Source organism: Anaerolineales bacterium (assembly GCA_015075725.1).
Lineage (GTDB): Bacteria > Chloroflexota > Anaerolineae > Anaerolineales > Villigracilaceae > Villigracilis.
On the sequence record JABTTV010000001.1, the window covers coordinates 3,312,044 to 3,334,433 of the forward strand.

The window sequence follows — 22,390 nt, forward strand, 5'->3', positions numbered from 1 at the left end:
CCCCGGCATGAAAAATACGCTTTACACTCTTGTCGGCGTGATCGCCGGGTTTGCGCTCGCGGGTCTGCTGTTATTCATCATCCGCGCTCCCGCTGGCGAACCGATCCGGTTGCAGCCTGCGCCGACAAAAGAACCGATCGCTGTGCATGTCGTTGGCGCCGTGCCGCGCCCCGGCTTGTATGAATTTGCAGAAGGCGCGCGCGTGCAGGATGCCATCGATGCGGCGGGCGGGCTGCTCTCCAGTGCAAATGTGGATACCATCAATCTCGCAGCGCTGCTCGAGGATGGACAGCAGCTGAATATTCCTTACAGAGCGGGTCAGGAACCTTCGGGGCAAAGTTCGTCGAATGGGGACGAGGGTTTATTCCTGCCGGGCGCAACCGAAGAACCGGGGGATACCGATAGCGGCGATAATGAGTTGGTCAACATCAATACGGCTTCGCTCGAGGAACTCGACAGCCTGCCAGGGATCGGACCCACCATCGCCCAGCGCATCATCGATTACCGGGATGAGAACGGACCCTTTGCGGTCATCGAGGATATCCTCAACGTTTCGGGCATCGGTCCCTCCACCTTCGACCAGATCAAGGATCTGATAACCGTCTGATGGACTTCGACCATTTTTCTTTCATCGCGCCGCTTTATGCCCGCGTGACCTATTCCAAAACCGATGTGATGCGCGAAGTTGCATCCCTTCCGGTTCAGGGAAGGCTGTTGGATGTGGGCGGCGGGACGGGACGGGTTGCCTCCGCATTACGGGAATTTGTGGATGAAATTGTCCTTGCCGATGTTTCATTTGGGATGTTAACCCGCGCGCCCCGCCCTGCGCTGACGCCTGTATGCGGCGTTTCGGAGCTTTTGCCTTTCCCCGACTCCTCCTTCGAGCGGATCATCATGGTGGACGCCCTGCATCATGTCGAGAATCATTCGCGCACAGCGGACGAAATGTTCCGCGTGTTGAAGCCGGGCGGAATTCTCGTCATCGAAGAGCCGGATATCCGTACCTTCGGCGTGAAATTGATCGCCATTGCCGAGAAGTTATTGCTGATGCGCAGTCACTTCCTTGCGCCGGACGCGATCATGAAATTATTCAGGAATGGGGAGAAGGAAACAAAAACGGCCGATGGCACAGCCTGGGTAATAATACGAAAGTAGAAAGAGACATGACTCACCCCGAAATTAAGGATTCGCGGGTGAGTTCGTTTTTAAGAACAAATGGGACGCTGATAAACGCTGAATACGCGGATTTTTAATACCCTTTCCGCGAAAATCTGCGCTCATCCGCGTCCCAAATTAAATTCGGGGTTAATTATGTCTGATTGTTTAACCCGCCAGCACATGCCTTGAAATGACCAGCCGGTTGATCTCGCTCGTCCCTTCGCCGATGGTCATCAGGCGCGCGTCGCGGTACATGCGCTCCACGTGATACTCGCGGCTGTAACCGAACCCGCCATGGATCTGGATCGCATCATAGATCACGCGCTCCGCCATTTCAGTTGCGTATAGCTTTGCAATCGCGGCTTCCTTGCTGTATGGACGCCCCTGATCCTTGAGCCACGAGGCTTTGTAGATATACGTGCGCGCGAGTTCGATCTCCACTTCCATGTTCGCGATCTTGAACTGGATCGCCTGAAAGTCTGCAATGGACTGGTTGAACGCTTTCCTTTCCTTTGCGTAAGAGATCGCCGCTTCCATCGCGCCGCGCGCCAATCCGACGGAGATCGCGCCGATGCTGATGCGCCCGGCATCGAGAGTCGCAAGCGTCTGCTGCAATCCGCGCCCCTCGGGACCGATCATATATCCAAGCGGCACGCGCACATCCTCATACGTCACGGAGTGGGTGGGGGAGCCGCGCAACCCCATTTTCTTCTCGGCGGGATGAATGGTCAACCCCTTCGCGTCGGTGGGCACGAGGATCATGCTCAACGACTTCGAGCCGCCCTTCGGGTCCGTGCGGACGAGCGTAATGATGTATTCCGCGATGCTGGCATTGGTGTTCCACATCTTCGAACCGTTGATGACCCACTCATCGCCGTCTCTGGCGGCGCGGGTCAACACCCCGCCCTGGATGTCCGAACCTGCGCCGGGCTCGGTCAAGGCAAGCGAGCCGAGTTTGTTCTTCCCGGTGGCGACCAGCGGCAGCCATTTCTTTTTCAACTCCTCGCTTCCATAAATGGCGATGGGTGCGGTGCCCAACCCGTTATGCGCGGTGAATGCCAGCGCCGTCGAACCGCAGCCCCAGCCAAGTTCCTCCATCGCGATCGAGTTCGAGATCGAGTCGACGTTGGAGCCGCCGTACTCTTCCGGGATGTTCAATCCCAGCAGTCCCACCGGTCCGCCTTTGCGGACAGCTTCCCAGTTGAATTCCTCTTTTTCGTCCACTTCGCGGGCTTTCGGCCGCAGTTCCTTTTCCGCGTAATCATGGACGATCTTCTTCCACGTCTTTTGTTCCTCACTTAGCTCGAAATCCATTTTGACTCCATTTTAGAGTGTGATGACTTTATCTGCCCTGGTCTGCGCTTCGATTATATCCGGCATCCCGCCCACAATGCCAACCTTTACTTGACTCTGCGTGATGCTCATCTCTTCAAGGCAGGTGGAACAGACAATGAGCCGCACACCTTTCTTTTCCAATTGACCCAGCTGATCAAGGACCGGCGAATCGTCGGTGACCAGACGGACGCCGTCGGTATAGAAGCAGATCGCCGCGGGCAGTTCCGTTGAATCCAAAATCAGGCTGAAATATTTGACGATCAATTTCTGGTCGAGGGCTGCGATATCCGTATGCCCCATCCCGAACCTTGTGCAAAGCAGGACGGTATCTTTCATTCCATTACTCCGAAGTGAATTTTTCCAACAGGGTTTTTGCCGTTTTAAGTTTATCTTTGGGAACAAAGACACGCACCAGCCCAAGCCCGTCGATCGTCACCGGAAACGCCGTGTGCCCGACCGATTCCTGGAACAACTCCACATCCACGCCGTTGGCTTCGAGATAACTCTCGAGCAGGTCAGCCTGCATCCGGCTGTGGAGTTCGGTCAATAACCCGTATTTCATTTCGTCCATGGCTGACTCCAAAATGCGATGAAAAGGACCGTCCAAATTATACTGACGATCAACTGGCGGACCCCGACGCGCGTGGGTTTCCAACCGATGGCGGGATTTATGACTCCCCAAACGGTTTCCAGCCATTGCAGCAGGAAGGGTATGAAGATCAACGGCGGAATGAGGGAAGCGAATCCTGATATGGCGGAGAAGAGCAAATTGAAGGAAGTGTAGGTCAAAGCGCGGGCTCCCATCCGAATCCAATCGCCTCTTGTCTTGACCTGGGCCTGGTCCGGCGAAAGCTCCCTTTGACCCAGCCGCAGGTACGCATACACAATGCTCGCCGCCGATTGAAGCCAGCAAAGCGACCACAGCCACCAGCCAATGGGATCATATTCTCCTCTTCCGACCCAATAGGCGGCGGGAGCGGTGAGCGCAAGAACACCCGTGGCGATGACTTCGACCCCGGCTTGTCTTCGTTCGGCGCGTTTGCTGACAAGCCAAAGATGCCAGGCATAGACGGGCGCTCCTGGCACGGCGAGATAGAGGATGTAACCGAAGCCTTCGAGGATGATCCCGATCAATGCCAGGGCGGAGATCAGCCCATAGACGAGCACCCAGAACCGCGCGGCGGGAAGATCCGCAGCCGGGCGACGTCCGCTCAGGGCTTTGACGGTCACTGTCAGCGGCTGTCGCATCAAAAAAGCGGACATCGCCGCGATGACGAGATAAAGGGTCGAATTGCGAACCGTCCCGCCTTCGAATATCCCGATCAATAACGGACTGAGGATGAACACCCATGAGCCGTGGTCCTGCGGCAGGGCAACATGGCGTTTGAAAAGACTGCGCATCGACACAAGGATAAAGGAAAAGAAATTTGTGCGCAAGGTCGGTGTACGGCGCGCGTCTGGGTATAATTATGGAAAATTTTCAGGAGAGATATGCATGTCGAAAAAGAAATTGGTCAAAAAGAATAAGAATCAACCGGTTACCACGGAAAGATACATCCAATATGCCGCCGGGGGAGTTGTCCTGCTTGTTCTTGCGTTCTTCGCCTGGCAGTATTTGCCGAAGCAAAGCGCCGCACAGCAGAGTTCGCCTATCTGCGATCAATTCGCGGATATTCCCGCCGCGGATCAGTACGACTCCGCGCCGCCGATGAAGGTGGATGAAGGAAAAAAATATTTCGCAAGCGTCGAAATGGAGAACGGCGGACAGTTCGAGATCCAGCTCTACCCCGATAAGGCGCCCATCACAGTGAACAGTTTTGTGTTCCTGGCATGCAAGGGTTTTTACGACGGCGTGACCTTCCACCGCGTGCTCGAGGGGTTCATGGCGCAGGGCGGCGACCCGACCGGCACAGGCTCGGGCGGACCCGGTTATCAATTCGTCAACGAAGACAGCGACCTGACCTTCGATAAGGAAGGCGTGGTGGCGATGGCGAACTCGGGGCGCGATACGAACGGAAGCCAGTTCTTCATCACGTTCGGTCCGCAGGAATTCTTGAACGGCGGATATACCATCTTCGGTCAGGTGGTCGAAGGGATGGATGTGGTCAACGGGATCACCCTGCGCGACCCGGACCAGGCTCCCGCGTTCGAGGGCGATAAGATCGTTTCGATCGTGATTTCGGAAGAATGATCGTTTTACGAAGTGACAGTCACCTCGAAGGTGACTGTCACTTTATTTTATGGAGACGCCATGCCCGAAAAAACATCCCGCACAGAAACTCACGGCTGCATCGTCTGTGGCAAACTGCATCAACTTTTTGTGGTGTATGAGCCGGACGGTCGTTTATTCGACTTTAAAGTGATGAGCGCGGATGGAAAGAAGGTCGCCCATTCGAAGCGCCCGCTTGTGGCTTGCGAGAAGCACAGGGAAGCGGACGTCGAGGCGGCGGTGCGGCGTGTGTACCCGGAGCGGGAGGAGGAGGATCAATAGTCCAGCGGCGGCTTTGTGCCGTCCGGGATGGGGGAGACGTATTTTGCAGCGGCTCGTTTTTGTTTATATTCCTCGACCGCTTTTTTCCGCAGCGCATCGTCCTTCATGAATTCCAGCGCCGCGGCGCCCATCACTTTGCCCGCATATAACATCCCGCGCTGGCCGATGCCCATCTTTCCCTGGGCGACGATCTGCCAGGAATGACCGGGCGAGCCGAGCGCCCAGCAGGCGGTGAGGATCTGACCCGTTGGCGCGACCCAGGACACGTCGCCGACATCGGTGGAACCGGGCATGATGATCTCGGATTTGAAGGGCGGCAAAATATCCTCGAAGAGCGCAAGGTCCTTCAATTTGGCGACGTCGTTCGAATCCAAACCATAGACGTACGCGCTGGTCTCCAGGCTTTCAGGCGGGATGGACTTGGAAAGTTCGCGGGCGAAGACATGTTCTTCCTCTGTGAATTTCGGCGCGCCGATCTCCTCCATCTTCGACTGCAAAACTTCGTTGATGGTCTCGTTGACGAGCATGTTCGACATGCCGGAGATGACCTGAATTTCCAATTCGGTGCCGGTCATGAGCGCCGCGCCTTTGGCGATGTCCTTGACGCGCTCGAAGAGCGGATCCAACTGGTCGGTGCGCGGCGCGCGGACGCTGTACAAGGATTCGGCGAAATCGGGCACGACGTTCGGGGCGACGCCGCCTTTGGTGATGACGTAATGGACGCGCGCATCGGGGATCATGTGTTCGCGAAGGTAGTTCACGCCCACGTTCATCAATTCGATGGCGTCCAGCGCGCTGCGCCCATTGAACGGGTCCGCCGCTGCGTGCGCGGTCTTGCCGTGAAAGCGGAAGAGGACGCGGTAATTTGCGAGGAAGTTCGTGTACGGCACGGAGTTATATGTATCGGGATGCCAGGTGAGGCAAATATCAACGCCGTCGAAAACCCCCGCTTTTGCCATGAAGGCTTTGCCCGCGCCGCCTTCCTCGGCGGGACAACCGAAATAACGGATCGTCCCCTTGACCGCGCCCGAGTCCATCGCCTGTTTGAGCGCCATCACCGAAGCGATCCCCGCCACACCGAGCATGTTGTGACCGCAGCCATGCCCCGGTGCGCCGTCTTCGAGCGGTTTGCGGTACGGGACGCAGTCCTGGCTCAAACCAGGGAGCGCGTCGTACTCGCCGAGGATGCCGATGACGGGTCCGCCGCCGTTGCTGTAACTGGCGACGAACGCAGTGGGAATCCCCGCCACGCCGCGCTCGATCTTGAAGCCGCCTTCCTCCAGCGCGTCTTCCAGCGTCTTGGCGGACCTGCTTTCCTTGTAGCCCAGTTCGGCGTAGCCCCATATCTCATCGCTCAGCGTGGTGAATATCGAGCGGTTTTCTTCGATCCAATCGGGGATGTTCATGGTGCGCTCCTTGAAGCAGGTTGTTTAGTTCCAGCCGCCGGTCGTGATGCGGTTCTTGATCTCGGACCGCAACGCGGAGAGCATTTCCAAAAAGGTCTCGCGGTTGGACGGGGAAAGTTTGTCGGACTGGTCTTCAAGGCGCGAGAGAAGGGAAACGACCCAGGACAGCCACGTGCGCGGGTTGTTTTGGGACGAAGCGATCTCCTGGACAAGCTGGTCGAGCAATTCGCGGATATCATCTTCCTTGCTCATGGTGAACCTCCTGGTTTGTAATGGATTCTACGAGTCGATTGTAACACCGCGCCGTTACTGGCAGTTCGTCGTCTCGGCGGTGACGTTGATGGAAGATTCGCCGCCCGCATTGAACGCGGCGACAGTGTAGACGTAGGATCCGGGCGTGGAGAGAACGTCGTCGTAGGTGGTGGAGCCGGAGGGCAGGTCGGTGAGCTTCGTCCCGTCGCGGTAGATGCGGAAGCCGTCCTCATTGTCGGATCGGTCCTTCCATGTGAGCGTGATGGTGACCACCCCGGGTGTGCAATTGTATTGATAGCGCAGGTCGCCGGGCGCGGGGATGGAACCGGATGAGGGTGTGCCGACCTTCGTGATGACGCCGGGGATGATGACGTGGTTTCCATCCGGGTCGATAAGTTTGAAGGTGGATTCGTATGTTCCCGGCGCGGAGGGTGTCTCCATTTGGATCGTGACGGTGAGTTCCTCTCCCGGTTGAATTTTATATCCGAACGGCATGACGGGGAACGTGTCGGCTTGTGTGAGCCTTTCGCCGGAGTCGAAGATGAATTCATAGCCGTCGTTCCAGACGCAGGTGCCGTTGTTCCTTAGGATCCAGGACATGACAAAGCCTTTGCCCGGAGCGAGGGGTTTGTCTGCTTCGGTCTTGTCGTAGGTTTTTCCGTCGCGGGTCCAGGTGACGATCTCGGCGCTGTCTTCGCACGGGGTGGATGTGGGCGAAGCCGCCGCCGCGGTGGGACTCGCAAGCGGCTCATCCGCCCCGGCGGTGGGGGATGAGGCGGGACGTGTGAGCACGGCTTCGACCGTCTGCGCAGCGGAGGTGGCCACGGCGGCGGGGTCTTGCGGCGCAGGCGCGCCGAGGTTGCATGAGGATAGTACGAAGGCGAGGACGACCAGGATGAAAGGGGTGATTTTCATTGGACCCTATTCTGTAGGCAGGCTGAGGATGATGGGGATAAGGATGGAGCAGACCAGCCCCAAGCCTGCAAGGATGAACACGATGAACTCATCCATCGCAATATAGGGCGCGGGCAGGTAGAAGACCGCAAACCCCAGGCTGACGACAGCGATGTGCAGCAGAAGTTTGCGGCTCGAGATCGAGGATTGCGTCCAGACGAGGAAATTTTTCCTGCGTTCGAACTGCCTGCCGGCTAGTGTGCCCTCGTTCGAGGTTTCGGTGGAAGGCGACGGCTTGGTGATGTAGGCGATGTATGCCGTGGAGAAAAAGATCGACAACCCGAGAAAGAGGGTCGGCAGGATGCCTCTCAATGGCAGGGGCGTGCTCGTTTCCCCCAGCCCGAAGGACAAGCCCACGACGGCGAGATATGCCGTGCTGATGGCGGCGGCGGCTTTTTGGACGAAATCGGCTTTTGTACCGGGAACGTTGACCTGACCCTTTGCGATCTCGATATAGGCGTTATAGACAGCCTGGTACAGGGTGTACTCGTTCGCGTACCCGGCTTTCTCGCGCTCCAGATTTGCAGTTACATCCGCTTCCTCCGCTTTGATCTGCGCAAGGGACCTTTCCTTCGCAACGTCGATCTCGGCTTGCTGGCGCGCTTTGAATACATCGAGCTCGGCAAGGTAGCGTTGCTTCTTGAGTTCCTTGAGTTCCGGCGCTTCGTTCTTGTTTATGGCTGGCAGGACGGGAGGGGACAGGGTGGGCGACATTTATTTTCTCCCTTTTTTGGTTTTGCGCTTCGCCACTTTCTTCCCGGACCTCGACGCCGCAGGTTTTTTGTATTTGGGTCCCAACATCGGGCGCGGAATGACGCGGTCTGCGGTCGATTCCCCGGTGGAGACCCAGTGCGATTTTCCGTTGCCCAATACGTGGATATAGGGTCTTTTGACCTTCCCGTGTTCGTCCTTTTCCAATTCCGAATACGGAACCTCTTCGTATTCGCCGTAACAAAAAACGGTCTTCTTGCCCATGGCGGTCTCCTTGAATGGCTGATGATCGATACGAAACGCTCACTCACAAGTTTAACGAATATCGCCCAAACGACAAGAGCGACGCATGCTTTCCGTTCCCCGCCCGACCTCCCCGGCGAAGGGAGCGTAACCCGGGGCGGGCGTTCACTTCACAAAGCGGATATCCCTGATGCGCACATGGTGAGCGCCCGTGATGAAATCGGTGCTGACCACCACGCCGAATTCATTCACCGCGTTGAAGTTGACATCGGGATAGTTGCCGAACTCGTAGCGGACGGCGATCTCGCCCGTGTTGTTGTTCGCCACCCGCACGGTGTTGAAGTGACCCGCGATGTCCTTGAAATACAGGTCCACCACATCGCCCGGGTCACGGAAGATGAGCGTGCATTCCACCGCCGTATACGTGGACAGGTTCGCCCCTTCGTTGAACTCGAACGCCAGCCCGGCGTAGCCGTTCATGTCATCCGGCAGCCAATATTCCAGTTTATAGACCGGGACGCCTTCGTCTTCATAGTACAACCAGAAGGCGCTCCAGCCGCCGTCGGGATTGTTATTGCCTGCAAAGGCAAAGACCTGTTGGGGAACCTGCTCGATGGCAAGCGCATTGGGATTGGAATCCGAAGCGGGTTCGTTGATCCAATTATCCGCCAACGGTTCAAGAAATGCGCCGATGGCGATGCCGCCCACGGCAATGAGAGCGGCAAAAATCGTGGCGCGCGGACCAGTGAGCTCCATGGTTTCCTCCTCGCTTCCATGATACTCCCGATTCGCTCCCCTCCAACCCTTCTGATTTAAAACATAATCCCCCTCATTCGGGGGGAGGTTCAAGATTCAACTGCGCGGCAGGCTGAGGTAGACCGTCCCGCTGCGGGAGCTGTAGCCCGCCCAGACGACCCTGCCTGCGACGCGGAATTCGTCCAGCATGATCGAGCGGCCGTCCGCGCCGGTCTGTTCGACGTAGGTGCTTTTGCCGGGCGGCAGGTTGACGACCGCCACTTCACTGTCTTCCGCGACGCCGGTGCGCATGAAGTTTTCCACGACGCGCAGCAGGATGACCCGCTCGGGTGATTCCATGGGTGCTGCTCTCAGGATACCCGCATGACCCGTGACAGGTCCACTTCTGCCTGCTCGGGGGTGATGGACAGGCTGAAACTCCACTCGCCGACCAGGATCTTGCGGACGGCGTTCAGCAGGTTGCGTTCGCGGTCGTTCCAGCCGTGTTTGGAGCGGTCCGCTGTCAGGTCGCGCAGGAGGCGGCACCATGCTTCGACGGTGCCCTCCTTCAGCCGCTCTTGTAACTGCTGGTGGCGCAGGCGGTGATCGGTGGGAAGTTTTTCAGCCGGTTGCGAGAAGACGGCCAGGGCTTTCTTGAAGGCGGATGCGCTGTTCGGCGCGCGCAGGCGGCGCGTGATGTTCTCATCCACCGGCACCCAGATGGTGAGGTCGTGGGTCTGCACCACATAAAAGGTGATATCGGCTCCGTCCATGGCGCGTTCTTCGATCCCCAGCACCTGCCCGAGCCCGTGCGTGTAATGGATGACCCATTCATCGGTCTGAAATTTCATGGTTGACTCCTTTGGCGGATGCAGGGAAAGAAAAACACCAGCCTGTAAATGGACTGGTGTGCGAAGCCCGTCGATTTCTTTGGGTTGCTTCGATTATATCACCATCGACTTTCATTTGTAGATGAAAACGACCGCCAGCACGACGACCACGAGGACGATCATGACCGCCCAATTACAGCCGATGGACGAGTTTAATTCCTGCTTGAGGCTGTCCTTTTGTTTCGTCAATTCGTCGCTGAGGTCGCGCTTGAGTTCGTCGCGCAGGGTAAGGGAAATGGCATGGGCTTCGAGATAAATGTATCCCTTTGTCGTGATGCGGTAACTTCTCTCGCGGTTTTCGAGATAGCCTTCATCCGTCAGGGATTTCAAGGCTTTGGGAATCAGCGGTTTGATCTTGTCTTCCTTCGCCAAATTCTGGATCTCCCCCGCAGGGACGTACAGGTCCTTGTTTGCCCCCACGCTGCGCTCGATGGCTTTCAACAGGTTGAATTGAAAATTGTCCATGCGGTTTTCTCCTTGGCAGGTTTATTTTACTTTACGGATAAACCCCGCCCCGACCTTCTCCCGCAAGTTGACCGTATCCATGCGCCAGCCTGCATCTGATGTTTTGCTGGAATGGCTACAACTCGGCACCATTCAAAAGTTCTTTCAAGGCAAGCAACTCTTCTTTGGACAAGGTGACGCCCTTGCCCATCTTGCCATGGTCCGCGGACCAATCGCGCAGGTCGTATTTCGGTTCGCGGTCGTTCCAGCTGATGAGGTTGAGTTCCTTGCTCCAGCCGGATGCCGATGTCGACAGGATGCCGACGGTCTTGAGTATTTCGTATTTGATCTCGCTCATGATGATTCTCCTCACGTAGTGGATGTGCCTGGGATGTTACCCGGGTATCGCCCCCTCCGCCATTCGCCTTCGGCTCGGCACCTCCCCCAAATGCCTTCGGAATTTTGGGGAGGAGGGTCAACTTCCCTTGAAATTATATTCGTTCCGTGGAACGAATGGAGGAACGAATATGCAACCAGGGTCAGTCCTCCTCGGGGGGGAGGTTCTTAAGCTGGTCGATGATCTGTTCGATGGTGGAGGAGCCGCCGTGGAGAACCTTTTTCATGAGAGATAAACCACGGATGCCATCGGCTGCGTGGCTGACGGCACGCAGGGTGGACTGACATTCTTCAAGGGTTGGATCTGGCAGACCCGAAAATACCCTGAAGGTGGTGTCTATGATGCTCCTGAGCATTTGAATCTCGTCGTCGCCTTCGCCGATGAGGTCAGCCTCAAAGCGTTGGTGAATCTCGGGTTTGAGGGAGTAAAAGCCGTGCCTGTGGGCGTTGCTGTTGCCGGGCTGTGCGCCGCGCTTGCGTTTTGCAGGGGGTACGGGTAGTTCGGTCATTTTAATTCTCCTTTGTTTTGTGTTAAAAGTTGGAGTCCATTTCGATCAGAGGGTCGGGGACCTCCACGGTGAGCGTGGGGGATGAAATAAACCATTCCAAACCGTCGAGTTTGGAGACGAGGGAATCGGCAAGGATGTAGTCGTCGTGGATGAGGGTGCCATCGGGTCCACGAGCGCCGTCGGGGACGCCCCAGCGGAGGTTCTTTTGGGGACCGGGGAGTATTTCCATGACGCAGTTGAGGTATTGAAGATGGACTTCGTCGGTGTGGCAGGCGTCGAGGAAGCGCCCGGTCTCGATGATGTTGAGGAAGCGCCAGCCGATCTCGGATTTTTCCTGGAGGGTGAATTTGACGGGGATGACGCGGGCGGGGAAGTGACGGTCGAGCATGCCCCACAAGCCTTCGCCAACGCCGGTGGCATCGACGACGAAGTAATGGGGATGCCATTCGGCGGCGAGGTTCTTGAGGTGGGTGAAGACTGAGAGGTGGCTTTCGCCTGTCCACGTGCGACGGGCGATGGCGCGGTAGACGGGGTATCGAAGTTCTGCAAGCATGGAAAGGTCAATTTCGACGACGGTGAGGGTGGTGGAGTCGCGCCCGGGGTTGCCAAGCCCGAGGTTGTAGGAGGAGGCGGTTCCGGCGAGTTTGGATTCGTCCTGCCCGGCGACGTCGAGGAGGAAGGCGACCCCGGACCTCAGCCCTGACCTCACCCCCGGCCCCTCTCCCAAGGGGAGAGGGGAGTCGGACCTCACCCCTGACCCCTCTCCTGGGAGGAGAGGGGAGGTGGAGGGTGTCATGAGGAGGAGGCGGGCAGGGGGGAACATGCCGGATTGGGCTTCGATGGTTTCGCCGAAGTATTGGGTGCGGATGTGGGGATGGTTGCGCCCCTGTTCGGCAATCTTGCGCTCGAGGTGCCGTTTGTAGGCGGGGACCTGGAGGCAGACGTCATCGGCGGTGTAGTGGAAGACGCGTTTGATGCCATCGGCTTTTTCAGCCTGCAATGCAACGCGGCGTTCGCGTTCGAGGAGGGTGGAGGCGGTCCAGGCGGTGCCGAAGAAGATGCGGGTGGCATTGGTGGAGGCGGTCATGGGGTCGAAGTCTTTGTCGAATTTGTCGGGGGAGACATCCTGAGCTTCGTCGACGGAGAGGAGGAGGTCGGCAGTGGCGCCAACGACCTTGGCTGAGGTCTCGCCGGAGTAGAAGAGGAGGCGGGTATTTTTGAGAGAGTAGATGCGCCCCTGGGAGGACCTCCAGATGCCGCGAGAGCCGACACAGGCATCGAGGGAGCGGCGGACGCGATCCATGTTGTTGAGGGTCTGGGGGTTGAAGGTGGGGGAGACGGCGACGATGTTCCCGCCATGTTGCGCATAGCGAAAGAGGAGCCAGGCGAAGAGGTGCGCCTGTAGCTCGTTCTTGCCAGACTGGCGGGGGAGGATGACGACGAAGGTGAGCCCGCGACGGTTGATGACGGAGTCTTTGACGGCGCGGGCGATCTCGCGCTGGTAGGGGCGGAGGGCGATGCCGCAGGCGCGCGCCCAGTTGGTGACGCTTAAGCGTATGGTGGAGCGGAGGAGGGAGGTTAGTTCCATATTTCAGGTTGCAGGTTGCAGGCGGCAAGCGGCGGGGTGCCTGTGAGAAAAACACACCGCACGACAACTTAGGGATTCATTAACATTCAGACCTCTTAATAACAAAAAAGGAGTTCCATCCTGCGCTAAAACAGGGTGTCTACTCCTTTAAGACGCTAGACGACCTGCTTTTTTTAAGCCATTGTCGTCGAGTCGCAATTATTTTAGAACAAAAGGGCTAGAAATGCAAGGGGGAAATGTTGAGTTTAAGGAGGTTGCGTGTAGTCAAAATTGTGAAAGCCATCCGCCATCCATTTGGATCGATGGGAAGAACCACCCTTAACCGCTCTGTCCCTCACTGCCTTGCAATGACCCGTTTCTCAGTGATAAACCAAGCCCCATTAATTTCATCAATGTTATATCTCATTGTGAAATACCCATCGTCGTCCTTGTCCTTCTGTCCATTGCAATATAAATCCATATCCCAATTCTTTCTAACATCCACTATAAGGGATCGGGTACCAACTGCTTCAAAGTAAATTATCTTCGGCGTCATCAACTCATATATTTCCCAATAACAATTATTGGATTTGAGAAAATCAACAGTATCGAGCTGTTCTTCCAATGCGGCTCCGCTTAGAACAGAGGATAGTTCACCAGTATCCCAATACCGATCTGCATAATAATGAGCCACATCCCATCGTTCCACCAGAGATCGAACGTCCTCTTGTAAATCACTGTATTCCGGCGCGGATTCGACCGGCTCAACTGCGACGATAATACTTTTGTCCACCGACTTGATTTCTCTAACCCACTGGTCATTATCGAATGTTACGCTGAACGGTTGACCGATTATATATTTCTCCCGCCAGATTTCACCAGACGGGTCTTCCCAAAGAATGAATAATGCGGGCTCATCCCTTTGCGCCTCATATAAGACCTTTTCAAACCCTGCTGTCCAGCCTACTCCAACCGGGCCAAGGGTTGATAAAGAAAAATCCCCGCCGAGGACCACGTCTCCATCGGAATCCATTGTGACCTGAATGGATAATTCGACAACATCGAGGTCGATTTCCAATTGCGGACCCGTTTCATAAGTGGCAGGAGGAGTCCCGCAGCCACTTAATCCAAAGGTAAAAATCAATAACAAATTGAATACCCAACTTCTTTTCATAACATAGCTCCCTTGAATGCCCCTCCCTCCCGCCTCGCTTTGCTGCGGGGACTTCCTGCGGGCGCAGCATCGGCGGACGGCATCAGCGCGGGCAACTCCCTCAACACATTGACCATCCTCGTCATTTTGCAAGCCTCTTCGCTGCGTCTTTAGGTAATAGAATCCTTTTCATGCGCATTTTAGAGCTATTTGCTGTCACTATTCCAAATGCCGCAATCACAAGTCCTTCCAATTCGCTTATGTGGTCCGTGTCAGAAAGAATAAACGCAGAGAAGTGTGTCCAGAGGTGATAATGTTTAGCGTTTTGATTTGTAGCATGATTGCGAATTCGATACCAAAGGTTTTTTGCCTGACCTACGTAATAAGGTTGCCCGTTATGGTACAAGATATATATACCAGGTTTTTGCCTCAACTCTTTTCGAACACTTTCTAAATGCTTGTTTTTATCTTTTAGACTATATACTTCGCGAGGCCACATTCGAATATAAGCTTGTATCATTGGTTTTCTTGTTTTCATAGTTCACCTTTGAAAGTCTTATCAAGAATACTCGTCATCAGCGTCCACCCAAAGAGCGGGCGCGACTCCTTCCCACTGTTGACCTTCGCCACAATCATGTGCGTCATTTCTTTGGACATTCCTTTTTCGATCCCAATGCTTGACCTCAATAACCTTGCCTAGCGGATGTGCGAGAATTGCTGCAAAGAATTCTCGTTTAATATTTGCCACAAGGGTAGGCGCAGAATATATTTCAACCTTTTTGCCTCTCCCGAGGGAAAATTAATGTGAAAGTCTTTCTGCTGTATTAATTGCCTCAACAATATGTTTCTTGTTTTGATTCAGGTCGTTTAGGGTCAAGTACAATCTTGCAAAGGAAGGGTTAGTGCCATTTTTGCAATCCAATCCCTCACTTGCTAATTTTCTGACAACTTCATCCCTGTCTTTGTAAAGTTTTAGCCGGACTCGTATAGAGGCAGATTTTTTAGGGTAGAGCCAGATGAAATTCTTCCCAATAGTTTCGATGGATATATGATTATTGTTGTAATGAACCACCGGTTGCGAGATTGTGGCGATAATCTCTATCAGAATATCAACTATTTTCATCGCTCCTGGATCGGCACGCCCTTCCCAGTCGCGCCGAGAACTAGCCTCAGTTTCATCGGTATCCTGATCTTCATCAGTATCCATTATTTCAAATTCATTTTGAGCTTTCTGCCATTGTGGAATTTGATCGTCGGTTAGAAAATCAAGTTTAAGTAATCTTAGTTTGGTGTATTCATCGCCAAGGCGGATTGCCCAGCGCTCTTCCATGAATTCCAGCAATGCCAGCCCGCGTTCTCGAATGGATTCAAATGTCCAATCCTGATACTGCTCAGCGACTCGATTCTCAGAATAAGATCCGTTGAAGTATCCATGTGAGACTTCCCGATTTGCACGCTTTTCTGAGTAGCAATGATTTTGGAGGCTGGAATTTTTTGGCTGTGATAAAGCTAATAGATTGCCCAGCGAGTTGGTCAAAGCATTAAGTTGGTCTTTTTCAAAAAAACCAAAATTATCCCTCCAGCATTTGTCAGTAGGTGATTGGGGAAGGATATGCTCAATGGTAACCATATCCTTCTGTGTAATGAACTGGTCCCACGAAATTTTCTGCGTCTTATTTTTAGACTGGTTAAACAGGTGTTGTTCATATTCATATAAAAAGTAACGAATACCGCTCCAGCTGTAGTACCCACTTCCGTATTTGAATTTGGTTTCAATAAAATCAAAGAAGGAGTTTATTCTAAAGGAGCCATTTTCATTGAAGGCGAAGGCAAGGCGCGTATTTAGGGCGTTGATAATCTCGTCTGTTGTTTTGCTGCCGTAATACAACTCCCGGCTTGCGTTATAAAATTCACTGCTGCGATAATTGCTACGCGTTTGTGAAAGTCTGAAGCCGATGAAGATAAATCGCTCGATGGCTTTGAAGAGATCAATTCGTTGACCAGATGTAACCTCTTTATTCATGAACGAACTGACAACAAGCGGGCGAAAATAACTTATCCCGATCCGGTTGAGACGGTCAACCCAATTTTGCTCCTCGGTACTCCAATTCGTGATTGAAAGAGGATTAAAAGAGTTGTACCAGTGTTCAGAGGTTTTTTGAATGCTTGCCGCGAAGTCTGATACCTCCTGGATTTTTAGTTTTGACTCGGCTTGCATTTCCGCTTCTTCTAACTCGTCGTTTTCGAGTCCAGCTTCATCCTCTTCATCCCTGATTTCCGCTACTTCCTGGATACCAGTAAAAATCGGTACCCGCTCAAGCACCTTCTTTGGAGAAAACTGCTCATCGAGCAGGAAGTTGATATAGTCGCCCCCTGTGTTGCGGCTGTATTTAAAAAACATGATCCAATGCGCTCTTAAGAAGTCGTCATCGTTTAATGGATTTAATTTGTTCTTGCCTAGTTGATAGTATATTTCCTTCCAGGCATCATTAATGCGTTTGCGAAGTTCTGCTTTTTCCGGTATATCCTCGCGGTATAGCGTGGTCAAGTAAATTAAGCGGTTTTTGAGCAATTCGAGATCGCTCAATTTCTTGCCGCGATTGTTCATCGTTTCAAATGCTACAAAAACGTCAACGTCATTTTGAAGAATGTATTCATTGAAGAGCAGGTGCCTGGTGACTTTCTGAAAAATATTTTCCAGCGCCGCCAACCGCTGATCTTCGGCAATTGCGATTAAATTTTCTTTGAAAAACGCCTTTGCGTTTTCCAGATTGTGGGTGTAAAGAGTTTCTTGATTTAGTGCGCTGGATGATTCTTCGTTGAAAATCCTCGTTTTGAGAAACTCATAACTGGGGTTATCTTTTTCATACCCAAAGATATACGATCGAACGATGCTGTTGCTGCGCTTGATGAAGATGAAATCTTTGCGAATATCACTGATTTTCATATCGCAAATTTCAAAATCATCCTTGTTTTGGAAGTTATTCTGAGAGAGGTTTTGGGCCGTTTCAAGGATCGCCTGGATCAAGATCACACAGGTAGTGAGTCGCTGTTGGCCATCAACAACGAGATAGGGAGTGTAACCTCGATTTTCAATGATCCATCTATCCGACTCCCATTGCTCCCACTTTTCCTTAGGGGTCTCTTCAAGAGAAAGAACACCTGTGTAGTGATTTCTTCCATCTTCCAAAGAAATAAGATCTTCCCAAAAATCTGTTAGTTGCCTCTTTTGCCAGGCGTACCCGCGTTGATAATCCGGAATGCGGAATATTTTCTTCTTGAAGATTGTATCGATATTCGTAAGTTGTTGCATGAAATCCTCCAGTTATTAGGATCGCCAACTGTGCAATTCATTATTTATCCAATGGACATCAGCCAATCGCGCAACTCTGCGAGCAAAACAAATCCCTCTCCCGTCTCCCCCAAGGGGAGAAGTCTAATCCTTGCGCAACAGACTCCCCTCTCCTGAAGGAGAGGGGACGGGGGTGAGATCCCTACCCAGCCCTCACAAACCGCACCCATTTCTCCCGCAAGTTGACCGTCTCCACGCGCCAGCCTGCATTTAACCATGCTTCTGCTTCGACATGACTTCCTCTAGAGTTTGCCCACCATGCCTGATATTTATAAGCGGAAGGCGGGAGTGTGTTTCCAATGATTCTTTCCACTTGTTCGAAAGAAAGAGTTACCTCGTTCTGGCTTGGTGGAAGATCGCGAAGAAAATGTTCAAGTTTCAAATATTTATCTGTCATACTCTTACTCCTTAAACGGTTTGAACCAAACAGGCTGCGGCTGGGACTTGGGCTTGACCAACTTTTTCAATCGCTTTGGTTTCGCCAATATCCAGTGATATTCGCCGGACTTTTCCTTGCAATCGACGATCTCGACTGTTCCTACCAACACTCCGGCAGGAAAAGTGCCGGGCTCGACTTTCATTTTCTTATAAATATCCACTCTTGGTTTTTTGCTGGCATAGATATACACCCTGCCCCGTATGTTCGTATTCCTGCTTCGGTACTCGATTTTCTTCGTTCCGCGCATGATTTGCTCGGCAAGAGGTTGGCGGACACTGAGAGCACGATTTTGAATTTCTTTGGTCATCTTTACTCCTCTGTTTTTTCATCCAAATCAGGACCGACCTTGCCATTCGGGTAAAAGAGATGACTTGTCTTTTTGACCCAGCCTAATTGTTCAAGTGCTTTGGCTACATTTTCACGCATGACCCATAACCATTCTTTAGTGGAATAGTTATTGGGCGGAATCATTAATACCAGGGTTATTACACCTAGTTTTCCCAAGCCCAAAGCTTCTGAAACCATTGAGCCTAAAATGCCATATTGCATGTTTGCAGCGCCATGACTATTGAATTCCACTGAAATTGCTAAATCGGTTGCTGTCGTCACGTGACAATCTGAATTGTAATGTTCGATGAGCATTTGCTTCTGTTTTTCAGTCATCTTGCTTTCAATCTTTTGGAATGCAGCAAGATACTCTTTCACAGAAGGAACATTTTCTGGCGTTTGCTTTCGCATACCACTCCTTTTTGATTATTCCCTATTCCAACGGCATTGATCGATATTTTTATAAGAACATATTAATAGTTGCTCCAATGCCCGAACTAAATCTGTATCGATAATATATGAGGCGTATTCAACCCTCTGTAATCCCAATTCAAGGAAATCAAATTGAAATAACTTAAGCGTTATATCTCGGATAGCGAGACCTTCATTTATTCTCTCAAACACCATTAAGTTCGTATTTTTCTGACCAGTCTCTTTTGTTCGATGATTTTGCAGGTAATTATGAACACGCCCGGCTAAATTGGATTTGTGATTGCCATGTTTATAGTCTTTTGAAAATGACCCAATATAAAAGATTTCATCCGCATGCCCCCAGGAATAACAGCCAAAGCGTACCGTAACATTACCAGCCGCATTGACAAGGTCATGGTAAAGACCATGACGACCTTTTTGCAAGGAAGTACCTTTTGGAATGTTGTAAACAACTTCCCAATGCGGATTAAAAACCTTTAGACTAATTTCCATTTTTATTCAATATCAATTCCCATTTGCCGGAAAGCTTCTTTGACTTTGTCCTCGTACTCCTGTTCAGTCATTTGACCTCTGTCTAGATGAAGGCTGATATCCATGTGTTCATACTTACTTTGGAGATAGTTCAATACGCCCATGAGATTGGCGACTTTTCCCTTTGGCACAGTGAAATTGAAAGACAACTGTTTCAAACCTTTATCTGGCAAGCCTGTTGATGTAGATGCTCCACCAGCATTTGGTAAAACAGGAGATGGTTCACTAATTCCTCCTGAGGAAGCACTGCCACTGGGTGTAAATGTAGTTTGTGTCTCTCGTTCTTTGATTTGTGCTAGGCAGATTTCCGCTTTGATAAGTGCTTCATTGTCTGTAAAAGCGACAGTTAACTCTTGTTTATAGTACTGACAAATTGGCTTGTCGTCTTTGACTTCACCCAAGCCAAATAAACCTTGCCGTACTCCCTCTGCAATACCAGTATCCCAGGCTTGTTGGCTGGTTGCACGTGCTTCACCGGGCGTCTTCAAACTGGACTGATACAACTGTGTCGTAGAAACAAAATCACGGTCTTTCAAGAACTTTTCGCGGATAACCAAAGGCGCAATCTTTTCAAGGATTTCACCATCGGAACGTAAACGTTCATAAACTTCTTGATCGATGTACCCAGAATATCCAGACGTCGGGACACCAAGGTCGCTATCCTTGATGCCATTCTTGGCTGGCAAATAGACTTGCCTATAAAGTCTGCGCAAGCCTTCTGCTAAATCGCTTTCCAATCGTTTCTGATTAGTTTTGATTTCACTCATCTGATCGGCAGTGAGTTTTAGCGTGATGTCACTTTGTAATGCCTGATACGCCAGAAAACGACGAACCGTATTCCCAAACGCCACTCTTTCGCTTGGCATGGGGACAAGGAAGAAAACTGTATTGCGGTTAACGCGCGGCGAACCGCCTTTTTCTTCCAAAATAGTTTTGATAGCTGCTGGATTATTTTCCGATAGCACAACCAATTTCAAATCGGGAATATCAGGAATATCTGCGCTTTCAGATCGCCAGATATAAGTTTTGAACTTATCTGTGCGGACATTTTCACGCAACAGCCTTTCTTCAAGAGCTTTGACTTCTGTTTCTTGCACATTATCCATTTTGACCAGAAGCAAGTGATTTAGGTTCGCTTGATTGCTGAAGAAATACTTGCTGGACTGATTTTGAATGTAGAACAATCGTCCTTTAAGTTCCTCAACGGCTTCCGCTACTGTTGCGGAGGGGTTCTCTGTGGTGGTCGCATTACGCTTGATCTCAGTAAGAGTAGCACCCCGTTCTACACCACCCGAGAAGGAATACATAAAGACAGTGGTAGCGACACGTTCACCCAGTTTTAGCCCTTGATAGGCTTTGCCCAAATTGGTGTTTACCTTTTGCGCGCCAGCTTCGGCGCTTGTTATATCTGCTGCTACGACGCTGTCGAACTCGGCACCGATGTGTTTGAGCAATTCACGGCGGATTTCTTGATTTGATAGGTCAAAGTTCGCCAACGTGATGTAGGGCGCAGACATATCCTTTAGGTTGTGAATAACTAATGCCAGCAAGCGCAATGCGCCGCGTGTACGTTGAAACGTGGAATAACTTCCCCAGCGGTGATACAGAATTTCGACCACATCCGGCAAAAATGGGTAGGAGGCTTCGAATTGAGCGCGATATTCAGAGGCTTCAACACCTGAAGGCAGAAGAGATTCGTGAGTGGCGTATTCGACGAATTGATTGATAACTTTGCTGGCTTTCTTCTGATCGATCTTAGAGAACAAGCGCAAACGGATGACGCTTGTAATTTCGTGTTCCTGCACCGGCGTATAGATCTTCTCAACGCGACCTGAAACCTGTTGCAGGCTTTGCAGGAATTGTTGTGCCTTGGCAGATTGCATATTGGGCATATTGCTAGAGGGTAATGTGACCACTAGAACGATATTGTTCAACATACTAACCGTCTCGGTCAGTTCTTGCATGAAGGCAATGGTTTGTTCTGCAAGAGTACTTTCACCAACCGTCACGCCAAGCGCTTTGGTGATGTATTCCAGAACCTCATCCATCAAAATCAATACGGGACCAGCATTGATGAGCATCTCGCGAAGTTCATCGGTGCGCCCTGGCGCTACCATGTCTTTGAAGTTCTTTTTCTTGCCTGTCAGTTGTTCTTCGAGCATTCCCCACAGCGTTTCCTTCGCGGACATGGTCGTCCCGACCATCACCACAGGCTTCGCGCCCCATTCTTTCGCCTTGTGATACATGGCGATGAGGGTGTGCGTTTTACCGCCGCCAAACGGAGTTTGAATCTGCAAGACGGGGTCACCGCCCTTGCCTTTGAGTCGCTTTTCAACCACGTCCAACAGGGTTTTGAGACCTTCGGTTTCGTAGGTCTTTTGGAAGAACAGATCAGGGTTGCGGTATTCTTCGACCCCGCGACCTTTGAACACTTCCCAAAGGTCGGCGGCAAAGACATCCATTGTCAATTTGCCTTGCAGAATATCGTCATGTGGGATTGCGATGGTGTGAAATGCGCCAATCATAAAATTTGATTCTCCTTCATGAGATGAGGAAGCCTTTTTTCTTTTGTTGACTTCCCCCCAATGCGACTTGATATATTCCATTGTATCCTTCGCGTCCAAATCTCGGGTCACGGTTTGAACGCGGACGTAAAGTTCCTTACCTTTTTCGCCTTTTAGGAAGACAGGTTCGGACGACGGCTGGACTTCAACGACATAGACCGTTTTCCCTTCGATGTTCTCGAAGCGAGCCTTGAACATCGGTGGCGTTGCGTATGCAGCGCCCAACTGTTCAACCAGCAGCGTGGAGATTAATTGCTCAAAGCGGTCACGCGATTTCCCGACCAGTTCAAGATCTGCTTCCAAGCCATAAATACTGCCATCGTCCTCAACGCCAATCAGGAGCGTTCCGCCTTCCGAATTGAGGAATGCCGCGATGGTTTTCAGAACCATCTTTCGCAGAGACTCGCTTTTTACGCCCTGCCTAATATCCCACTGCAAGGTGCTTTTGAATTCGAGACGATTGCCTTCGCCTTGTTTGATAAGTTCTCTAAGGGTCATTTT

General features: G+C 52.1%; 29 protein-coding genes. 5 read left to right on the forward strand and 24 right to left on the reverse strand.

What is annotated here, in order from left to right:
• Positions 1 to 7 precede the first annotated feature (7 nt).
• Complete coding sequence (locus HS100_15975) at positions 8 to 607, forward strand: helix-hairpin-helix domain-containing protein (protein MBE7435413.1); 600 nt, start codon at positions 8 to 10, stop codon at positions 605 to 607.
• On the forward strand, positions 607 to 1,155 hold the full coding sequence (locus HS100_15980) for a class I SAM-dependent methyltransferase (protein MBE7435414.1): 549 nt from the start codon (positions 607 to 609) through the stop codon (positions 1,153 to 1,155). Before HS100_15975 ends, HS100_15980 begins: the two co-directional genes overlap by 1 nt.
• 168 nt (positions 1,156 to 1,323) lie before the next feature.
• On the opposite strand, the gene HS100_15985 is transcribed toward HS100_15980, so the two are convergent.
• From HS100_15985 to HS100_16000, 4 genes are read right to left on the reverse strand one after another with little or no spacing between them, the layout of a single operon-like run.
• Positions 1,324 to 2,472: an acyl-CoA dehydrogenase family protein gene (locus HS100_15985; protein ID MBE7435415.1), complete on the reverse strand. Its 1,149-nt coding sequence runs from the start codon at positions 2,470 to 2,472 to the stop codon at positions 1,324 to 1,326.
• Positions 2,473 to 2,484: 12 nt separating this feature from the next.
• The gene (locus HS100_15990) at positions 2,485 to 2,829 is read right to left on the reverse strand and encodes a DsrE family protein (protein MBE7435416.1); all 345 of its coding nucleotides are present in this window, start codon (positions 2,827 to 2,829) and stop codon (positions 2,485 to 2,487) included.
• 4 nt (positions 2,830 to 2,833) lie between these two features.
• Positions 2,834 to 3,064, reverse strand: coding sequence for a DUF2007 domain-containing protein (locus tag HS100_15995; GenBank protein MBE7435417.1), 231 nt, complete (start codon positions 3,062 to 3,064; stop codon positions 2,834 to 2,836).
• Entirely contained in the window at positions 3,052 to 3,894 is an 843-nt protein-coding gene (locus tag HS100_16000) for a YwiC-like family protein (GenBank protein MBE7435418.1), read from the reverse strand. Before HS100_16000 ends, HS100_15995 begins: the two co-directional genes overlap by 13 nt.
• A 307-nt stretch (positions 3,895 to 4,201) precedes the next feature.
• On the opposite strand from HS100_16000, the gene HS100_16005 reads away from it, so the two are divergent.
• Together HS100_16005 and HS100_16010 are read left to right on the forward strand one after the other, a co-directional pair.
• The gene (locus HS100_16005) at positions 4,202 to 4,684 is read left to right on the forward strand and encodes a peptidylprolyl isomerase (protein MBE7435419.1); all 483 of its coding nucleotides are present in this window, start codon (positions 4,202 to 4,204) and stop codon (positions 4,682 to 4,684) included.
• Between the two features lie 60 nt (positions 4,685 to 4,744).
• Positions 4,745 to 4,984: a hypothetical protein gene (locus tag HS100_16010; GenBank protein ID MBE7435420.1), complete on the forward strand. Its 240-nt coding sequence runs from the start codon at positions 4,745 to 4,747 to the stop codon at positions 4,982 to 4,984.
• On the opposite strand, the gene HS100_16015 is transcribed toward HS100_16010, so the two are convergent.
• The 13 genes from HS100_16015 to HS100_16075 all read right to left on the reverse strand — a co-directional run bounded on the left by HS100_16015 (position 4,978) and on the right by HS100_16075 (position 14,169).
• The gene (locus HS100_16015) at positions 4,978 to 6,390 is read right to left on the reverse strand and encodes an amidohydrolase (protein ID MBE7435421.1); all 1,413 of its coding nucleotides are present in this window, start codon (positions 6,388 to 6,390) and stop codon (positions 4,978 to 4,980) included. The two genes, HS100_16010 and HS100_16015, sit on opposite strands and share 7 nt — an antisense overlap.
• A 24-nt stretch (positions 6,391 to 6,414) precedes the next feature.
• Positions 6,415 to 6,642: a hypothetical protein gene (locus tag HS100_16020; GenBank protein MBE7435422.1), complete on the reverse strand. Its 228-nt coding sequence runs from the start codon at positions 6,640 to 6,642 to the stop codon at positions 6,415 to 6,417.
• A 54-nt stretch (positions 6,643 to 6,696) separates the two neighbouring features.
• Positions 6,697 to 7,557: a hypothetical protein gene (locus HS100_16025; protein ID MBE7435423.1), complete on the reverse strand. Its 861-nt coding sequence runs from the start codon at positions 7,555 to 7,557 to the stop codon at positions 6,697 to 6,699.
• Between the two features lie 6 nt (positions 7,558 to 7,563).
• Positions 7,564 to 8,310, reverse strand: a complete 747-nt coding sequence (locus HS100_16030) for a hypothetical protein (GenBank protein MBE7435424.1) — start codon at positions 8,308 to 8,310, stop codon at positions 7,564 to 7,566.
• Positions 8,311 to 8,571, reverse strand: a complete 261-nt coding sequence (locus HS100_16035) for a hypothetical protein (protein ID MBE7435425.1) — start codon at positions 8,569 to 8,571, stop codon at positions 8,311 to 8,313.
• Positions 8,572 to 8,715: 144 nt separating this feature from the next.
• Positions 8,716 to 9,306 (reverse strand): hypothetical protein, encoded by a 591-nt coding sequence (locus HS100_16040; protein MBE7435426.1) that lies wholly within the window; start codon positions 9,304 to 9,306, stop codon positions 8,716 to 8,718.
• A 96-nt stretch (positions 9,307 to 9,402) separates the two neighbouring features.
• Positions 9,403 to 9,645, reverse strand: coding sequence for a hypothetical protein (locus HS100_16045; GenBank protein MBE7435427.1), 243 nt, complete (start codon positions 9,643 to 9,645; stop codon positions 9,403 to 9,405).
• Between the two features lie 11 nt (positions 9,646 to 9,656).
• The gene (locus HS100_16050) at positions 9,657 to 10,136 is read right to left on the reverse strand and encodes a hypothetical protein (GenBank protein ID MBE7435428.1); all 480 of its coding nucleotides are present in this window, start codon (positions 10,134 to 10,136) and stop codon (positions 9,657 to 9,659) included.
• 111 nt (positions 10,137 to 10,247) lie between these two features.
• Positions 10,248 to 10,640 (reverse strand): hypothetical protein, encoded by a 393-nt coding sequence (locus HS100_16055; GenBank protein MBE7435429.1) that lies wholly within the window; start codon positions 10,638 to 10,640, stop codon positions 10,248 to 10,250.
• A 115-nt stretch (positions 10,641 to 10,755) separates the two neighbouring features.
• Positions 10,756 to 10,977 carry a hypothetical protein gene (locus HS100_16060; GenBank protein MBE7435430.1) on the reverse strand — a complete coding sequence of 74 codons (222 nt, stop codon included), beginning with the start codon at positions 10,975 to 10,977 and terminating at the stop codon, positions 10,756 to 10,758.
• Positions 10,978 to 11,158: 181 nt separating this feature from the next.
• Positions 11,159 to 11,524 (reverse strand): hypothetical protein, encoded by a 366-nt coding sequence (locus HS100_16065; GenBank protein MBE7435431.1) that lies wholly within the window; start codon positions 11,522 to 11,524, stop codon positions 11,159 to 11,161.
• A 22-nt stretch (positions 11,525 to 11,546) separates the two neighbouring features.
• On the reverse strand, positions 11,547 to 13,112 hold the full coding sequence (locus HS100_16070; GenBank protein ID MBE7435432.1) for a hypothetical protein: 1,566 nt from the start codon (positions 13,110 to 13,112) through the stop codon (positions 11,547 to 11,549).
• A gap of 334 nt (positions 13,113 to 13,446) precedes the next feature.
• Positions 13,447 to 14,169 carry a DUF4101 domain-containing protein gene (locus tag HS100_16075; protein ID MBE7435433.1) on the reverse strand — a complete coding sequence of 241 codons (723 nt, stop codon included), beginning with the start codon at positions 14,167 to 14,169 and terminating at the stop codon, positions 13,447 to 13,449.
• 108 nt (positions 14,170 to 14,277) lie between these two features.
• Between HS100_16075 and HS100_16080 the strand changes: the two genes are divergently transcribed.
• Positions 14,278 to 14,418 carry a hypothetical protein gene (locus HS100_16080; GenBank protein ID MBE7435434.1) on the forward strand — a complete coding sequence of 47 codons (141 nt, stop codon included), beginning with the start codon at positions 14,278 to 14,280 and terminating at the stop codon, positions 14,416 to 14,418.
• On the opposite strand, the gene HS100_16085 is transcribed toward HS100_16080, so the two are convergent.
• The 7 genes from HS100_16085 to HS100_16115 all read right to left on the reverse strand — a co-directional run bounded on the left by HS100_16085 (position 14,387) and on the right by HS100_16115 (position 22,387).
• Positions 14,387 to 14,782: a GIY-YIG nuclease family protein gene (locus HS100_16085; GenBank protein ID MBE7435435.1), complete on the reverse strand. Its 396-nt coding sequence runs from the start codon at positions 14,780 to 14,782 to the stop codon at positions 14,387 to 14,389. The two genes, HS100_16080 and HS100_16085, sit on opposite strands and share 32 nt — an antisense overlap.
• Positions 14,783 to 15,043: 261 nt before the next feature.
• Positions 15,044 to 17,557, reverse strand: coding sequence for a DUF262 domain-containing protein (locus HS100_16090; GenBank protein ID MBE7435436.1), 2,514 nt, complete (start codon positions 17,555 to 17,557; stop codon positions 15,044 to 15,046).
• A 181-nt stretch (positions 17,558 to 17,738) separates the two neighbouring features.
• A complete protein-coding gene (locus HS100_16095; GenBank protein ID MBE7435437.1) occupies positions 17,739 to 17,993 on the reverse strand; it encodes a hypothetical protein in 255 nt (84 codons plus the stop codon).
• Between the two features lie 4 nt (positions 17,994 to 17,997).
• Complete coding sequence (locus HS100_16100) at positions 17,998 to 18,342, reverse strand: ASCH domain-containing protein (protein ID MBE7435438.1); 345 nt, start codon at positions 18,340 to 18,342, stop codon at positions 17,998 to 18,000.
• Between the two features lie 2 nt (positions 18,343 to 18,344).
• Positions 18,345 to 18,773: a hypothetical protein gene (locus tag HS100_16105; protein MBE7435439.1), complete on the reverse strand. Its 429-nt coding sequence runs from the start codon at positions 18,771 to 18,773 to the stop codon at positions 18,345 to 18,347.
• Positions 18,774 to 18,788: 15 nt separating this feature from the next.
• Entirely contained in the window at positions 18,789 to 19,286 is a 498-nt protein-coding gene (locus tag HS100_16110; protein MBE7435440.1) for a hypothetical protein, read from the reverse strand.
• 2 nt (positions 19,287 to 19,288) lie between these two features.
• Positions 19,289 to 22,387, reverse strand: coding sequence for a DUF499 domain-containing protein (locus HS100_16115; GenBank protein ID MBE7435441.1), 3,099 nt, complete (start codon positions 22,385 to 22,387; stop codon positions 19,289 to 19,291).
• Positions 22,388 to 22,390 lie beyond the last annotated feature (3 nt).

What these genes read in the sequence shown, in the direction of transcription:
- HS100_15975 (MBE7435413.1), top strand. Translation starts at nt 8, where the DNA reads ATGAAAAATACGCTTTACACTCTTGTCGGCGTGATCGCCGGGTTTGCG.
- HS100_15980 (MBE7435414.1), top strand. Translation starts at nt 607, where the DNA reads ATGGACTTCGACCATTTTTCTTTCATCGCGCCGCTTTATGCCCGCGTG.
- HS100_15985 (MBE7435415.1), bottom strand. Translation starts at nt 2,472, where the DNA reads ATGGATTTCGAGCTAAGTGAGGAACAAAAGACGTGGAAGAAGATCGTC.
- HS100_15990 (MBE7435416.1), bottom strand. Translation starts at nt 2,829, where the DNA reads ATGAAAGATACCGTCCTGCTTTGCACAAGGTTCGGGATGGGGCATACG.
- HS100_15995 (MBE7435417.1), bottom strand. Translation starts at nt 3,064, where the DNA reads ATGGACGAAATGAAATACGGGTTATTGACCGAACTCCACAGCCGGATG.
- HS100_16000 (MBE7435418.1), bottom strand. Translation starts at nt 3,894, where the DNA reads ATGCGCAGTCTTTTCAAACGCCATGTTGCCCTGCCGCAGGACCACGGC.
- HS100_16005 (MBE7435419.1), top strand. Translation starts at nt 4,202, where the DNA reads ATGAAGGTGGATGAAGGAAAAAAATATTTCGCAAGCGTCGAAATGGAG.
- HS100_16010 (MBE7435420.1), top strand. Translation starts at nt 4,745, where the DNA reads ATGCCCGAAAAAACATCCCGCACAGAAACTCACGGCTGCATCGTCTGT.
- HS100_16015 (MBE7435421.1), bottom strand. Translation starts at nt 6,390, where the DNA reads ATGAACATCCCCGATTGGATCGAAGAAAACCGCTCGATATTCACCACG.
- HS100_16020 (MBE7435422.1), bottom strand. Translation starts at nt 6,642, where the DNA reads ATGAGCAAGGAAGATGATATCCGCGAATTGCTCGACCAGCTTGTCCAG.
- HS100_16025 (MBE7435423.1), bottom strand. Translation starts at nt 7,557, where the DNA reads ATGAAAATCACCCCTTTCATCCTGGTCGTCCTCGCCTTCGTACTATCC.
- HS100_16030 (MBE7435424.1), bottom strand. Translation starts at nt 8,310, where the DNA reads ATGTCGCCCACCCTGTCCCCTCCCGTCCTGCCAGCCATAAACAAGAAC.
- HS100_16035 (MBE7435425.1), bottom strand. Translation starts at nt 8,571, where the DNA reads ATGGGCAAGAAGACCGTTTTTTGTTACGGCGAATACGAAGAGGTTCCG.
- HS100_16040 (MBE7435426.1), bottom strand. Translation starts at nt 9,306, where the DNA reads ATGGAGCTCACTGGTCCGCGCGCCACGATTTTTGCCGCTCTCATTGCC.
- HS100_16045 (MBE7435427.1), bottom strand. Translation starts at nt 9,645, where the DNA reads ATGGAATCACCCGAGCGGGTCATCCTGCTGCGCGTCGTGGAAAACTTC.
- HS100_16050 (MBE7435428.1), bottom strand. Translation starts at nt 10,136, where the DNA reads ATGAAATTTCAGACCGATGAATGGGTCATCCATTACACGCACGGGCTC.
- HS100_16055 (MBE7435429.1), bottom strand. Translation starts at nt 10,640, where the DNA reads ATGGACAATTTTCAATTCAACCTGTTGAAAGCCATCGAGCGCAGCGTG.
- HS100_16060 (MBE7435430.1), bottom strand. Translation starts at nt 10,977, where the DNA reads ATGAGCGAGATCAAATACGAAATACTCAAGACCGTCGGCATCCTGTCG.
- HS100_16065 (MBE7435431.1), bottom strand. Translation starts at nt 11,524, where the DNA reads ATGACCGAACTACCCGTACCCCCTGCAAAACGCAAGCGCGGCGCACAG.
- HS100_16070 (MBE7435432.1), bottom strand. Translation starts at nt 13,112, where the DNA reads ATGGAACTAACCTCCCTCCTCCGCTCCACCATACGCTTAAGCGTCACC.
- HS100_16085 (MBE7435435.1), bottom strand. Translation starts at nt 14,782, where the DNA reads ATGAAAACAAGAAAACCAATGATACAAGCTTATATTCGAATGTGGCCT.
- HS100_16090 (MBE7435436.1), bottom strand. Translation starts at nt 17,557, where the DNA reads ATGCAACAACTTACGAATATCGATACAATCTTCAAGAAGAAAATATTC.
- HS100_16095 (MBE7435437.1), bottom strand. Translation starts at nt 17,993, where the DNA reads ATGACAGATAAATATTTGAAACTTGAACATTTTCTTCGCGATCTTCCA.
- HS100_16100 (MBE7435438.1), bottom strand. Translation starts at nt 18,342, where the DNA reads ATGACCAAAGAAATTCAAAATCGTGCTCTCAGTGTCCGCCAACCTCTT.
- HS100_16105 (MBE7435439.1), bottom strand. Translation starts at nt 18,773, where the DNA reads ATGCGAAAGCAAACGCCAGAAAATGTTCCTTCTGTGAAAGAGTATCTT.
- HS100_16110 (MBE7435440.1), bottom strand. Translation starts at nt 19,286, where the DNA reads ATGGAAATTAGTCTAAAGGTTTTTAATCCGCATTGGGAAGTTGTTTAC.
- HS100_16115 (MBE7435441.1), bottom strand. Translation starts at nt 22,387, where the DNA reads ATGACCCTTAGAGAACTTATCAAACAAGGCGAAGGCAATCGTCTCGAA.